Here is a 12,857-nt window from a genome sequence, read left to right as displayed (position 1 = left end):
GAAGTCCCATGACCGCACCCCGATCACACAGTCCCCTTCCCCGGCGCCGCCTACTGCGCGGCCTGATCGCCGGAATGCTCGCCCTCCCCCTGGCCCTCGGCGGCTGCGGTGGCGACGACGCGGGCGACGACGGCAAGGTCGAACTGAGCTTCTTCTGGTGGGGCGGCGAGGCCCGCGCCCAGCTCACCGAGCAGGCCCTCGCCCTCTACACGCAGAAGCACCCCGAGGTCACGTTCAAGAAGACCTGGCAGGCCAACCAGGGCTACTTCGACAAGCTGGCGACACTGACCGCCGGCGACGACGCTCCGGACATCTTCCAGATCGACGACAACTTCCTGGCCGAGTACGCGACGCGCAACGTCACGCTCGACCTCACCCCGTACCAGTCGTCCGGCAAGCTGGACACCTCGAAGTTCCCCGAGGGCCTGTTGAAGTACGGCGTGGTCGACGGCAAACTGGCCGGCCTGGCCTCCGGCGAGAACACCCAGGGTCTGGTCTTCAACAAGACGAAGCTGGAGACCGCCAAGCAGGAGCTGCCGAAGACCGGGATGAGCTGGGAGGACTTCATCGCCTGGGCGAAGACGGCCGGGGCGGCGACCGGTGTGCCGGGCACCATGGACCCGAGCGCCGACTACAAGGCGTTCTGGGTGTGGCTGCGCCAGCAGGGCAAGGAGATGTACAACGGCAACCAGCTGGGCTTCACCGTCCAGGACGTGCAGGCCTGGTTCGAGCTGTGGAAGGGCGCCCGCGACGCCAAGGCCACCCCGACCGCCGACGTGATCCACGAGGGCAACGCCACCGACGTCACCAAGCAACTGGTGGTCACCAACAAGGCGCTCACCTCGTGGGTGTGGGCCAACCAGATGCCCGAGCTGCAGAAGAACACCAAGGACGAGCTCGGCGTGGTCGCGTACCCGGGTGACGCCAGCAAGCAGTGGCCGCGCGCCTCGATGTACTACTCGGTGTTCCGCGGCGCGAAGGACAAGGACGTCGCGGTCGACGTGATCAACTTCCTGTCGAACGACCCGGAGGCCGGCAAGATCCTCGGCACCGACCGGGGCCTGCCGCCGAACACCGACATCCGCACCTCGGTGTCGGCCGAGACCGACAACGCGTCGATGAAGCAGACCATCGACGTCATCGCCGAGCTGTCCAAGAACTACGGGCCGGCGCCCTCGGTGCCGCCGAAGGGCCACAGCACGATCCGGGAGGAACTGAAGAAGGCCGCCGAGGAGACCCAGTACGACCGGGCCACCCCGGCCCAGGCCGCCCAGCAGTTCTTCGCCGCCAGCCAGGCCGCGATCAGCCGGTGAGTCCGGTGGCAGTCACCACGGCCCGGTCCTCACCGCCCCGGCCGCCCGCCGGGCCCGCCGCCCACCGGCGGCGGGCCCGGCCCGCCCGGCGCGGGACCGACGGGACGGCCGGCTACGTCTTCCTCTCACCCTGGCTGCTCGGGCTGGCCGCCATCACGGCCATCCCGATGCTGATGTCGCTGTACCTGAGTTTCACCAACTACGACGTGCTCAGCGACTGGGAGTCCACCCGATGGGTGGGCCTGGACAACTACCGGCAGATGTTCACCGCCGACCCGGCGTTCTGGCACGCGGTCCGGGTGACGGTGGTGTTCGCGCTGATCGCCACCCCTCTCAAACTGGCCGCCGCGCTCGGCGTCGCGCTGCTGCTCAACCGGGGTTTCCGCGGGGCCGGCCTGTTCCGCGGGCTCTTCTACCTGCCGTCGCTGCTCGGCGGCAGCGTGGCCCTGGCCATCGTCTGGGTCAACATGTTCAACCGCGACGGGGCGTTCAACTCGTTCCTGAGCTGGTTCGGCATCACCGGCAAGGCCTGGGTGAACGACCCGGACTGGGCGCTCGGCACCCTGATCCTGCTGGCCGTCTGGCAGTTCGGCGCCCCGATGGTGATCTTCCTGGCCGGTCTCAAACAGGTTCCGGTGGAGCTCTACGAGGCGGCCTCGGTCGACGGCGCCGGTCCGGTCCGGCAGTTCTTCGCGGTGACCCTGCCGATCCTCTCGCCGGTGATCTTCTTCAACCTGGTCCTCGAGACGATCAACGGGTTCCAGGGCTTCACCTCGGCGTTCGTGCTCTCCGGCGGCACCGGCGGACCGGTCGACTCGACCCTGATGTACACGCTGCACCTCTACATCAAGGGCTTCACCGAATACCAGATGGGCTACGCGTCCGCGATGGCCTGGGTCTTCCTGCTCTCCATCGGCCTGGTCACCGCGGTCATCTTCCGCACCGGCCGGTTCTGGGTGCACTACTCGGACGGAGACGACTGATGCCCCTGCGCAGGCTGTCACGACCGGTCGTGCTGGTACTGCTGGCCGCGATCGTGCTCTACCCCCTGCTGTGGATGCTCGGCAGCTCGTTCAAGGCCCCGGAAGAGGTCCTGAACAACATGTCGGTGTTCCCGGAGGCGTTCACGCCGGGCAACTACACCGACGGCTGGGGACACTTCGACGTCGCGTTCGGACGGTTCTTCCTCAACAGCGCGATGGTCGCGGTCCTCACCGTGGTGGCGAACGGGGTGTCCTGCCTGCTGGCGGCGTACGCCTTCGCCCGGCTGAAGTTCCGGCTCCGCGGCTTCTGGTTCGCCATCATGATCGGAACGTTGCTGCTGCCCGGCCACGTGCTGATCGTGCCGCAGTTCGTCATGTTCAAGACGTTCGGATGGGTCGGCGGCGAATGGCCGTACGCCCCGCTGATCGTCCCGCAACTGCTGGCCACCGAGGCGTTCTTCGTCTTCCTGATGGTCCAGTTCATGCGTGGCATCCCCCGCGAACTGGACGACGCCGCGAAGATCGACGGCTGCACGGCGTACGGTGTGTTCCGGCACGTCATCCTGCCGCTGTCGCGCCCGGCCCTGGTCTCCACGGCGATCTTCTCGTTCATCTGGACCTGGAACGACTTCTTCCGCCAACTGGTCTACCTCTCCGACCTGGAGAAGTACACCGCCCCGGTCGCGCTGACCCTGTTCATCGACTCCAGCGGCCAGTCCGCGGTGGGCCCGATGTTCGCCATGTCGGTGCTGTCGCTGGCCCCGGTGTTCCTCTTCTTCGTCGCCTTCCAGCGGCTGCTCGTCGAGGGCATCAACACGTCGGGCCTGAAGGGATGACACCGCCCCGCCGGTTCGCGCCGGCCGCCGACCTGAACCGTGCGGTGCCGTTCCCCGACCCGGGCACCGACATGCCCCGTAATCCGGGCCCGGGCCACCCCGGCCGTTCCGACGGCCTCCACTGGCCGCAGGAGGAGCCCGCCCGGCACCGGCCGGACTGGCGGGAACGTTTCGCCCTCGGCGCCGACCTGGCCCTGATCGGCATCCTGGTCACCGTCGCCGCGCTGCCGGTGCTGACCGCGCCGGCGGCGGTGGCGTCCGGTTCGGCGGCGGTCCGGCACCGCTACCACCAGGGCACGCTGCCACCGGTGCGCCCGCTGCTGCGGTTGTTCCGGCGCACCCTGCTGCCGGGGCTGCCGGTGCTGGTGCTGACGGCCGCGATCCTGATCGACCTGATCGCGGTCGGTCGCGGCTGGGTGCCGGGCGGTCAGCCGCTGTTCGTGCTCACCGCCGCGGCCGCCGGGTTCGTGGCCGGCCTGGGAACGCTGGTCCTGGTGGCGGTCGGCCGCGACCCGGAACTGCCGTGGCGCGACGCCGGCCACTGGGCGATCGAACGTCCGGCGGCCGCGGGCGGGACGGCACTGGCCGGAGCATTGGCGTTCTTCCTGGCGCTGACCGTGCCGGCGACGCTTCCGCTGGTGGTGGGCTTCCACCTGTTCGCCGTGCACGTCATCACCGACCGTCTGGCCACCGATTAGAAACACGATCACCGTCATCGGGTACGCCTGACGTGAGTCCCGTGACCCGCGGCGCGTTCTCGCGCCCCCGATCCGCCGAGCGCCCCCGATCCGCCGAGCACCCCCGATCCGCCGAACGCCCCCGATCCGCCGAACGCCCCCAGTCCGGCGAACGCCCCCGATCCGCCGAACGCCCCCAGTCCGGCGAGCCGCCGCCCACGTGTTCGCGGGCGGCGGTTCGCTGTCCCGGACGAAGCGGTGGCCGGAGGACCGGGTAACCGCCGACGGGTTCAGCTGCCCCGGCGGTGCTCGAAGATCAGGTACGTCTCGGTGCCGGCGATCAGGCCGGTGCCACTGAGCCGGTCGGTGATCACCGACCGGAGATCGTCCACATCGACCGCGGCGACGTGCAGCAGGAAGTCGTAGGAGCCGGAGACGAAGTAGACGTCGCGGACCGCGGGGATGCCGGCCAGCGACGCCGCGAACCGGCCGATCGTCTCGCGGGACTCCGACCGGATCCGGACCGCGATCATCGCCTGGATCGGGCGGCCGATCCAGGCCGGGTCGACGTCCGCGTGGAACCCGCGGATCGCACCGATCTCGCGCAGCCGGCGCACCCGGGTCAGGCAGGTGGACGGGGCGATGCCGACCCGGTCGGCGAGCGCGTTGTTCGGCATCCGGCCGTCGGCCGCGAGCAGGCTCAGCAGCTCCAGGTCGATCGGGTCGAGCCCGCGAACATCCTTCGGCAGGTCGGTCATCACAGGCCCCATCATCGCAGAATCGGCGCACCGGACGTTAACAACAGAATCATGTTCGTCCGCCTTGCTTGATCACTGCATATCGTTCCAGTCTATCGACAGGCGCTGTAGACGACGCTTTATCGACAGGCGCTGTTGACGACGCGGTCGAGAGGAAGAACCATGCGCATCGGTGTGCCTACAGAGGTCAAGAACCACGAATACCGTGTGGCGATCACTCCGGCCGGAGTCGTCGAGGCGGTACGCCACGGACACGAGGTGCTGGTACAGGCCGGGGCCGGCACGGGCTCGGCGATCAGCGACGACGACTACGTCGCGGCCGGCGCGACGATCGCCCCGGACGCCGACAGCGTGTGGGGCGCCGCGGACATGGTGCTCAAGGTGAAGGAGCCGATCGCCGAGGAGTACCACCGGCTCCGGGCCGGGCAGGTGCTGTTCACCTACCTGCACCTGGCGGCCGACGCCGACGGCACCAAAGCCCTGCTCACCAGCGGGACGACCGCCATCGCGTACGAGACGGTGCAGCTCGCCGACGGTTCCCTGCCGCTGCTCGCCCCGATGTCGGAGGTCGCCGGACGGCTCGCCCCGCAGGTCGGCGCGTACAGCCTGATGCGCAGCAGCGGCGGCCGCGGCATGCTCCCGGGCGGCGTGCCCGGCGTGGCACCGGCCCAGGTCACCGTGATCGGCGGCGGGGTGTCCGGGGTGAACGCGGCCACCATCGCCCTGGGCATGGGCGCCGACGTGACCGTTCTCGATCTGAGCATCCCCCGCCTGCGCGAGATCGACGCCCGCTTCGGCGGCCGGGTGAAGACCCTGGTGTCCAGCGCGTACGCGCTCGAACAGTCGCTGCTCGACGCCGACTTGGTGATCGGCGCGGTGCTGGTGCCCGGGGCGAAGGCGCCGACACTGGTCAGCAACGACCTGGTCCGCCGGATGAAACCCGGTTCGGTGCTGGTCGACATCGCCATCGACCAGGGCGGCTGTTTCGAGGACTCCCGCCCCACCACCCACCAGGACCCGACATACCTGGTGCACGGATCGGTGTTCTACTGCGTGGCGAACATGCCGGGCGCGGTGCCGAACACCTCCACCTATGCCCTGACCAACGCCACCCTGCCGTACGCGTTGCGCCTCGCCGACCTCGGCTGGCGGGACGCGCTGCGCGCCGACCCGGCGCTGGCGCTGGGCCTGAACGTTCACGACGGGATCCTCACCAACGACTCGGTCGGCTCGGCTCTCGGTCTCCCCACCGAGAAGATCGCCACGATCCTCGCCTGAGACGACCTCGTGGCGCCCTCCGTCCTTCACCCGGCGGAGGGCGCACCCCTCCGTCGACGCCGTTCCGTGCGTGGTGGCGACCGTCGGCGTCAGGATCCGGGTGACCGCCTCGGGCAGGCGCTCCCGTCCGAGGCTGCCGCCCTTCGGACCGCCGTTTACGCTGCGTAATGCAGCATCCGCTCGGTGTGGTTCTGGAAGCCCACCTCGAGCTCCTCGTGATGCCGGGTGTCGACGTCACCGGACGTCTCCTCGGGGAGGATCCGCGCCGGCAGGGTGCCGAACCGCTGGGCCCGCTCACGGGCCGCCTCGTCCTTGGTCTTCATGGGCCGAGTATGCGCTTCCGCGGCACTCCTGAACAGCCGAAAAGCGGCGGCCCCCGGTGGCGGCCGCCGCCTTGCGCGACGTCGGATCAGAACGCGGCGAGAACCGAGCCCTGGTACTTGTCGGTGATGAACTTCTTCACCTCGTCGGAGTGGAGCAGCTTCTCCAGCTTGACGACCTTCTCGTTGGTCTCGTCGCCGGACCGCACCACGACCAGGTTCGCGTACGGGTTGTCGTCACCGGTCTCCAGCGCCAGCGAGTCGGTGGCCGGCTTGAGACCGGTCTCGATCGCGTAGTTGCCGTTGATCACCGAGATCGCGGTGTCCTCGAGGCTGCGCGGGAGCTGCGCGGCGTCCAGGGCCTTGATGTCGAGGTTCTTCGGGTTGGTCGCGATGTCGGTGGTGGTGGCCTTGACGCCGACACCGTCCTTCAGCGTGATCAGACCGTTCTTGGCCAGCAGGTTCAGCGCGCGACCCGAGTTCGACGGGTCGTTCGGGATCGCCACGACGCCCTTGTCCGGCACCTCGGCCAGGCTCTTGACCGTCTTGGAGTAGATGCCGAGGGGCTCGATGTGCACCGGCTTGAGCGCGGTGAACTTGTACCCCTTGGAGGCGATCTCCTCCTCCAGGTACGGGATGTGCTGGAAGTAGTTGGCGTCGAGCTGCTTCTCCTGCAGGGCGACGTTCGGCTGCACGTAGTCGTCGAACTCGACGATCTCGATCTTCAGGCCCTCGGCGGCGGCCAGGTTGTCGGCCACGTACTTGAGGATCTCGCCGTGCGGAACCGGGCTCACACCGACCTTGATGGTGTCGGAGGAAGCGGCCGCCTCGTCGTCGGAGGAGGAGCCACAGGCGGCCAGTCCCAGGACGAGGGTGGAGGCGGCCAGGACAGCGGCGAAGGAGCGGCGGCGCATGAAATTACCTTTCCTTGATCGGTGATAGAGGAATTGAGACGGGCGGGACCCGGTAGAAGGTCCCGAAAAGTGGCTAGCGGTGCGACAGCCGGCGGGCGACCAGGGCGCCCACCGCCTGGATGATCTGCACGATGATCACGATCAGTACCACCGTGGCGATCATGACGTTGGTCTCGAAGCGGTAGTAGCCGTAACTGATCGCCAGGTAACCGAGACCACCACCACCGACCGTGCCGGCCATCGCGGAATAGCCGATGATCGCGATCACCGTGACGGTGAAACCGGAGACCAGACCGGGCAGGGCCTCCCGGAGCAGCACCTTGCGGACGATCTCGGTGCGGGTGGCACCCATCGCGGTCGCGGCGGACACGACATCCGGGGGAACCTCACGCAGCGCGGACTCGACGATCCGGGCGAAGAACGGGATGGCACCGACGGTGAGCGGGACGATCACCGCGTCCGTGCCGATACTCACCCCCACGACCAGCCGGGTGAACGGGGTGATCGCCACCATCAGGATCAGGAACGGAATCGACCGCCCGAGGTTGACGATCAGGCCGAGAACCGCGTTCAGCGGCGCAATCGGCAGCAGACCATCGCGTTCGGTGACAATGAAGAGCACGCCGACCAGCAGACCGCCGATCGCGGTGAACAGCGACGACATCCCGACCATCCACAGGGTCTGCTGGGTGGCCGGGCCGAGCAGCGGAAAGACTTCGGACCAGGTCATGCCGGCACTCCCACCTGTGCGCCGCGTTCGCGCAGGAAGTCCAGCGCCTTGGAGTTGTCGTCGGGGCTGCCGAGCAGCGCGAGCCGCCAGCGGCCGGCCCGGGTGGTGGCGAGTGTCTCCACCGCGCCGCCGAGGATCCGCACGTCGGTCTCGAACCGGCGGGCCAGGTCGGCGATGATCGGGGCGTCCGCGTCGGCGCCGCTGACCGTGACGTCGATGACGGTGGCGCCGGGGATCGCGACCGGGCCGTCGAGCGGGAACAGGTCGCGGGCCAGTTCGGAGCCGGGCTGCTGGAGCAGGTCGGCGACGGTGCCGGATTCGACGAACCTCCCGTCGCGCATCACCGCGGCGGACGTGCAGATCCGCTTCACCACGGTCATCTCGTGGGTGATCAGCAGGATGGTCAGGCCGAGCCGCCTGTTGAGGTCGAGCAGCAGCCGCAGGATCGACTCGGTGGTCTCCGGGTCGAGTGCGGAGGTGGCCTCGTCGGAGAGCAGCACCTTGGGCCGCGCGGCGAGTGCCCGGGCGATGCCGACCCGCTGTTTCTGGCCGCCGGAGAGCTGAGCGGGGTACGCCTCAGCACGATCGCTGAGCCCGACGAGCTCGAGCAGTTCGGCGACCCGGGTCTTGCGTTCGGCCCGCGGGGTGCCGGTGACCTCCAGCGCGAAGGCGACGTTGGCGGCGACCGTCCGCGACGACAACAACGCGAAATGCTGGTGGATCATCCCGATCCCGTGCCGGGCGAGACGCAACTGCTTGCGGCGCAGGGTGGTGAGCTCCACACCATCGACGGTGACCGTCCCGGCATCCGGACGCTCCAGCATGTTGACGCACCGCAGCAGCGTGCTCTTGCCGGCGCCGCTGCGCCCGAGCACACCGAAGACCTCGCCCTCGCCGACGTGCAGGTCAACGCCGTCGACAGCGACGACATCCCCCCGTTTGGCGCGGTACGTCTTGCGAAGTCCGCTGATTTCGATCACGTGAACACCCTGGTCAGCCGTAGTGACTAGCGTCGCAAAACCTACTGAGTTGATGGGTTTTGCACAGGGTGAACCTATCGTTCGCACAGCCGCCACGCCACTCGATGTAACGACCCTCACGAGTTTCGTAACGTTCCCGGACTCGCGCCGGAAATCAATGATGCGATTCGTGCACCAGAATCGCCACCTGCACCCGGTTGGCACAACCGAGTTTGTCCAGCAAACGGGACACATACGCCTTGACCGTCGGCACGCTCATGTGAAGCTCACTACTGATCTCCGCGTTCGACCGCCCGGTGGCCACCGCCTCGGCCACCTCCCGCTCCCGCTCGGTGAGCCGCCCGAGTGCCGCAGCCGCCTGAACAGCCCGCTCCCGCTCCGCGGTGCCGCCCCTGCCGCGTGCGTCCTCGTTGACGGGCGTGTCGTCCCAGGCCGCGGCTTCTTCACGCCGCACCGCGTGGTCGATCAGCCGGGGCACCACCGACGGCGCCAGGATCGACTCACCGGCCGCGGCCCGCCGCACCGCGTCCAGGATCGCGGTGGGCGCGATGTCCTTGAGCAGGAACCCGTTCGCACCCCGGCGCAACGCCCCGAGCAGGTGCTCATCAGTGTCGAACGTGGTCAGCACCACGATCGCCGGATGCGGTCCGTCCCGGCGCAGCTCCTCGGTGGCGGCCAGCCCGTCCATCCGCGGCATCCGGATGTCCATCAGCACGACGTCCGGCCGCAGCCGCCGCACCGCGTCGACCGCCTCCCGCCCGTCACCGGCCTCCCCGATCACCTGCAGATCGGCCCCCGCCCCCAGCACCAGCGACAGCCCCACCCGCACCAGCGGGTCGTCGTCCACGATCAACACTCGGATCAGCTCGGCCACGGCAGCCATGCTTCCAGGCGAAACCGAAGCCCGCCCTCGCCCCCGTTTCCCGCGCCACTCCCCACACCACTGCCCGGACACGCACGCACGCCGTGACGCAGGCGGCCGCCGAGCAACGCGACCCGCTCGGTCAGTCCGACCAGTCCCGCTCCCGCGCCCGGAACCAGGGAACCGCCGGAACGCCGGACATCGGGCAGGCCGACGGTCGGCACAGGGGCCGCGCCGTCGCCCGCACCACGAGGCGGACGGGCATGCGGAACACGGGATGGGTCGGTCGACGGCGACGGCAGGGGGTTGGTCACCAGCACGTGCAGCTCGTCACCCTCGGAGACTCGCTCCAGCAGCACGGTCACCGGCTCGCCCGGGGCGTGCTTGCCGGCGTTGGTCAACCCCTCCTGCACCAGCCGGTAGACCGTCCGACCCAGTGACGGACCCACCGCTGCGCCGTCGAGGTGGTTCGTTGCGGTGATGCGTACCCCCGCTGTCCGGGCTTCGGCGATCAGCTCCGGCAGGTGCTCCAGATCGGGCTGCGGCCGCAGGCCGTCGCCCGGGCCCGCCCGCAGCACACCCAGGATCTCCCGCAGGTCCTCCAGTGCCAGATGGGCACTGTCGCGGATCGTCGTCGCCGCCTCGGCTACCTTTTCCGGGGAGAGGTCGGGACGGATCTGCAGCGCGCCCGCGTGCAGGCTGACCATGGAGATCCGGTGGGCGAGGGCGTCGTGCATCTCCCGGGCGAGGCTCTCCCGTTCGAGCGAACGCAGCCGGTCGGCCCGCAACGTCGCCGCCTCCTCGGCCCGGACCACCCGCTCGCGCAGCGACCCGACGAGTTCCCGGCGGGACCGGACCGCCACGCCGACCGCGACGGTCACCGCGAGCAGGGCACCGCCGATCACCAGCTCGCCGAGCGGCGCCAGCTCCGGGTCGGGACGGCGCACCGAGAATCCGAAGGACGTCACCAGCCCCAGCAGCACCGTGACCGCAACGATCCACCCGCGCCGCAGCGTGACCAGGGTGTAGAGCAGCACCGCCCCGGCGTAACCGCCCGCGTCGGTGACCAGCCCCGCGGGCATGGTGACCAGCACCATCGCCACCGGGTGGCTGCGCCGCCACCAGATCGCAACCGCCGTCACCCCGCCGACCACGATGGCCGGCAGCACCTCGTCCGGCCCGATCCGCCCGGTCGCCTCGCTCTGGCCGACCAGCACCAGCGTGCAGAACCAGGACATCAGGATCGCCGCGACGTCGACCGCCCGGTAGCGCACCACCCGCCACAGTCCGGCGATCATGAGCGGACCAGCGGGCGCCAGAACTGTGTCTCCTTCTCGTCGCGCACCGCGTACCCCAGTTTCTGCAGGGTGTCGCGCAACTCGCCCGCCTCCTTCCCCGCCTTTTTGCGCAGTGCGACGGCCCGCGCCGACAGCACCGCCTCGACCTCCATCGGCAGCCCACCGGCCTCCGGCTCCCAGCGCCGGTAGAGCCCGGCGAACGGATCGGCCTCGCACCACGGATAGCCGAAGTCGCGGAACGCACTCTCCACCACCGCGGCCCGCGCCTGTGGCTCGCCCCGGAACACCTGACGGGACTCGGTGTCCAGCACCACCAGCGCGGAACCCTCGCGGAACAGGGCGCCGACCCGCTCGCGCTCCAGCGTCTGCCGGGTGCCGTCGGTCTCCAGCCGCACCGTGTCGCCGGCCACCGTGATGCGCGACGAGCGCCGCAGGATCTCGACGCTGACCAGCGCGCCGACCACGACGAGGATCACCGCCTGGATCGCGACCTTCCATCCGGTGTCGATCTGCCCGGCCAGCCGGAAGAGCACCTTGACCGGCAGTGCGGTCCCCCAGCTCAGCGCCCAGCGGGCGAGTGGTGGCACCACCACCGCGATCAGCACACCGAGCAGCTCCGGGCCGAGCAGGATCAGGAGAAGGTCGGGCCGGGAGTGGCCGAGGACCGCCGGCTGCCGGGAGGAGGTGTCGTCCATGGCGATGACGCTAGGCGGACCGGCACCATCGCCGACAGCTGCCAAAGAAGGGTCCGGCCGATACTTAAGTATCGGCCGGGACCGCCAGGGCGATCGTCAGAGCCATCACCCACTGCGGGTCCTTCAGCTTCTCACCGTAGAGCTCACGCAGTCGGGCCATCCGGTACCGGACCGTCTGCGGGTGCACGAACAGCTCGGCGGCCACATCCTCGCGCCGTCCCTGGTGCAGCAGCCAGCTGCGCAACGTCTCGATCAGCTTGGCGGCGGCCGCGCCGCGCTCGCCGTCGAGCGGGGCGAGCGCCCAGGCCCGCAGGTCGGCGAGCGCGCCGGTGTCCGCGGTGACCACCACCGCGGCCAGGTGGTCCTCGGTGTCGATCACACGGCCGCTCTCCGTCGCCGGGATCAGCCGGCGCACCCGCAGCACCCGGTCGACCGAGCCCTGCGCCTCCAGCCAGGGCCGGGCCGGGCCGACGATCGCGCTGTGCCCGGCGAGCAGCCGGGTCAGGTGCGGCCGGGACGTGCCCTGCGGGTCCGGCACCAGCAGCACCGTCATGCCGGGCAGCTCCGGGACCGCGTCGGCGAGATGCAGGGTGCGCCGGTCGAGAAGGTCGATCACCCAGCGCGCGGCCCGTTCCGGGAGCAGTATCGCGGTGAGAGACTGCGGTGGTGTCCACTCGGCCTGCTCGGCGGCGCCCTGCACGACGTGCGCGGCCTCGCCGGAGATCAGTGCCTGGGTGAGTTCCTGCAGGCGGCGCTGCCGAACCCGGCCGGAGGCGGCGACTTCGTCGGCGTGCCCGGCGACGCTTGCCGCGGAGAGCTCGTCGATGTAGGCGAAGACCAGTTCGGCGAAGTCGGCGATGGTCTCCGCGCTCTGCCCGGTGCCGACGCTGGTCCGGGCGAGTTCCCGCCAGGCCACCCGGGCGCCGACCCGGTAGGCCGCGAGCAGCGCGTCCAGGCTGCGGCCCGATCGGGCCTCACCCCGGCCCAGCGCGTACGCCGCCTCCAGCGCCGACGACAGCGGGCTGCCCGGATCGGCGCCCGGGCGCGACACCAGGTTCAGGAAGGTGGCGAGGGCGGCCCGGACCGCCCGTTCGATTTTGGGGCCCAGTTCACCGGCGAACGCCTCGGCGTATGCCGGCACCTCCTCGGTGATCGCCGCGATCGCCAGCCCGGAGACCTCGGACAATCCGGAGCGTAGCGGGTCGACCACTTC

General features: G+C 69.9%; 14 protein-coding genes. 5 read left to right on the top strand and 9 right to left on the bottom strand.

The genetic code is table 11. From position 1 onward, the window contains the following. Positions 1–8: 8 nt before the first annotated feature. Genes QSK32_RS01845 through QSK32_RS01830 form a run of 4 tightly spaced genes read left to right on the top strand, consistent with a single transcriptional unit; the run spans position 9 to position 3,830 of the window. Complete coding sequence (locus tag QSK32_RS01845) at positions 9–1,313, top strand: ABC transporter substrate-binding protein (RefSeq protein ID WP_045747018.1); 1,305 nt, start codon at positions 9–11, stop codon at positions 1,311–1,313. Positions 1,314–1,318: 5 nt separating this feature from the next. Continuing rightward, positions 1,319–2,296, top strand: a complete 978-nt coding sequence (locus tag QSK32_RS01840; protein WP_045747035.1) for a carbohydrate ABC transporter permease — start codon at positions 1,319–1,321, stop codon at positions 2,294–2,296. Next, entirely contained in the window at positions 2,296–3,132 is an 837-nt protein-coding gene (locus QSK32_RS01835) for a carbohydrate ABC transporter permease (RefSeq protein WP_157411474.1), read from the top strand. The genes QSK32_RS01840 and QSK32_RS01835 overlap by 1 nt, the downstream gene beginning before the upstream one ends. Continuing rightward, entirely contained in the window at positions 3,129–3,830 is a 702-nt protein-coding gene (locus QSK32_RS01830; RefSeq protein ID WP_285471037.1) for a hypothetical protein, read from the top strand. The genes QSK32_RS01835 and QSK32_RS01830 overlap by 4 nt, the downstream gene beginning before the upstream one ends. 269 nt (positions 3,831–4,099) lie before the next feature. Here QSK32_RS01830 and QSK32_RS01825 read toward each other — a convergent pair whose 3' ends face one another. Next, the gene (locus QSK32_RS01825) at positions 4,100–4,567 is read right to left on the bottom strand and encodes an Lrp/AsnC family transcriptional regulator (protein ID WP_045747016.1); all 468 of its coding nucleotides are present in this window, start codon (positions 4,565–4,567) and stop codon (positions 4,100–4,102) included. Between the two features lie 162 nt (positions 4,568–4,729). Between QSK32_RS01825 and ald the strand changes: the two genes are divergently transcribed. Beyond that, positions 4,730–5,845: an alanine dehydrogenase gene (gene ald / locus QSK32_RS01820; protein WP_045747015.1), complete on the top strand. Its 1,116-nt coding sequence runs from the start codon at positions 4,730–4,732 to the stop codon at positions 5,843–5,845. A 155-nt stretch (positions 5,846–6,000) separates the two neighbouring features. Here the strand turns inward: ald and QSK32_RS01815 are convergent, their stop codons facing one another. From QSK32_RS01815 to QSK32_RS01780, 8 genes are all read right to left on the bottom strand, one after another. Beyond that, positions 6,001–6,168 (bottom strand): hypothetical protein, encoded by a 168-nt coding sequence (locus QSK32_RS01815; RefSeq protein WP_157411473.1) that lies wholly within the window; start codon positions 6,166–6,168, stop codon positions 6,001–6,003. Positions 6,169–6,254: 86 nt separating this feature from the next. Further along, the gene (locus QSK32_RS01810) at positions 6,255–7,079 is read right to left on the bottom strand and encodes a MetQ/NlpA family ABC transporter substrate-binding protein (protein WP_045747014.1); all 825 of its coding nucleotides are present in this window, start codon (positions 7,077–7,079) and stop codon (positions 6,255–6,257) included. Between the two features lie 73 nt (positions 7,080–7,152). Next, positions 7,153–7,809 (bottom strand): methionine ABC transporter permease, encoded by a 657-nt coding sequence (locus tag QSK32_RS01805; protein ID WP_045747013.1) that lies wholly within the window; start codon positions 7,807–7,809, stop codon positions 7,153–7,155. Then, on the bottom strand, positions 7,806–8,789 hold the full coding sequence (locus QSK32_RS01800; RefSeq protein WP_045747012.1) for a methionine ABC transporter ATP-binding protein: 984 nt from the start codon (positions 8,787–8,789) through the stop codon (positions 7,806–7,808). The genes QSK32_RS01805 and QSK32_RS01800 overlap by 4 nt, the downstream gene beginning before the upstream one ends. 154 nt (positions 8,790–8,943) lie before the next feature. Then, the gene (locus QSK32_RS01795; RefSeq protein ID WP_083449576.1) at positions 8,944–9,672 is read right to left on the bottom strand and encodes a response regulator transcription factor; all 729 of its coding nucleotides are present in this window, start codon (positions 9,670–9,672) and stop codon (positions 8,944–8,946) included. Continuing rightward, positions 9,651–10,949 carry a sensor histidine kinase gene (locus QSK32_RS01790; RefSeq protein ID WP_285471036.1) on the bottom strand — a complete coding sequence of 433 codons (1,299 nt, stop codon included), beginning with the start codon at positions 10,947–10,949 and terminating at the stop codon, positions 9,651–9,653. Before QSK32_RS01790 ends, QSK32_RS01795 begins: the two co-directional genes overlap by 22 nt. Continuing rightward, complete coding sequence (locus QSK32_RS01785) at positions 10,946–11,644, bottom strand: YqeB family protein (RefSeq protein WP_285471035.1); 699 nt, start codon at positions 11,642–11,644, stop codon at positions 10,946–10,948. The genes QSK32_RS01790 and QSK32_RS01785 overlap by 4 nt, the downstream gene beginning before the upstream one ends. Before the next feature lie 64 nt (positions 11,645–11,708). Beyond that, positions 11,709–12,830 carry a PucR family transcriptional regulator gene (locus QSK32_RS01780; protein WP_245674267.1) on the bottom strand — a complete coding sequence of 374 codons (1,122 nt, stop codon included), beginning with the start codon at positions 12,828–12,830 and terminating at the stop codon, positions 11,709–11,711. Positions 12,831–12,857: the final 27 nt, after the last annotated feature.

The sequence above is a fragment of the Actinoplanes sp. NBRC 101535 genome (genome assembly GCF_030269225.1).
Classification (GTDB): domain Bacteria; phylum Actinomycetota; class Actinomycetes; order Mycobacteriales; family Micromonosporaceae; genus Actinoplanes; species Actinoplanes rectilineatus.
This window is presented reverse-complemented; position numbering and strand designations above follow the sequence as displayed.

Excerpts from the sequence above, each read along its gene's own strand:
- QSK32_RS01805 (WP_045747013.1), bottom strand. The coding sequence starts at position 7,809 with ATGACCTGGTCCGAAGTCTTTCCGCTGCTCGGCCCGGCCACCCAGCAG.
- QSK32_RS01790 (WP_285471036.1), bottom strand. The coding sequence starts at position 10,949 with ATGATCGCCGGACTGTGGCGGGTGGTGCGCTACCGGGCGGTCGACGTC.
- QSK32_RS01795 (WP_083449576.1), bottom strand. The coding sequence starts at position 9,672 with ATGGCTGCCGTGGCCGAGCTGATCCGAGTGTTGATCGTGGACGACGAC.
- QSK32_RS01815 (WP_157411473.1), bottom strand. The coding sequence starts at position 6,168 with ATGAAGACCAAGGACGAGGCGGCCCGTGAGCGGGCCCAGCGGTTCGGC.
- QSK32_RS01825 (WP_045747016.1), bottom strand. The coding sequence starts at position 4,567 with ATGACCGACCTGCCGAAGGATGTTCGCGGGCTCGACCCGATCGACCTG.
- QSK32_RS01830 (WP_285471037.1), top strand. The coding sequence starts at position 3,129 with ATGACACCGCCCCGCCGGTTCGCGCCGGCCGCCGACCTGAACCGTGCG.
- QSK32_RS01810 (WP_045747014.1), bottom strand. The coding sequence starts at position 7,079 with ATGCGCCGCCGCTCCTTCGCCGCTGTCCTGGCCGCCTCCACCCTCGTC.
- QSK32_RS01785 (WP_285471035.1), bottom strand. The coding sequence starts at position 11,644 with ATGGACGACACCTCCTCCCGGCAGCCGGCGGTCCTCGGCCACTCCCGG.
- QSK32_RS01835 (WP_157411474.1), top strand. The coding sequence starts at position 2,296 with ATGCCCCTGCGCAGGCTGTCACGACCGGTCGTGCTGGTACTGCTGGCC.
- ald (WP_045747015.1), top strand. The coding sequence starts at position 4,730 with ATGCGCATCGGTGTGCCTACAGAGGTCAAGAACCACGAATACCGTGTG.
- QSK32_RS01845 (WP_045747018.1), top strand. The coding sequence starts at position 9 with ATGACCGCACCCCGATCACACAGTCCCCTTCCCCGGCGCCGCCTACTG.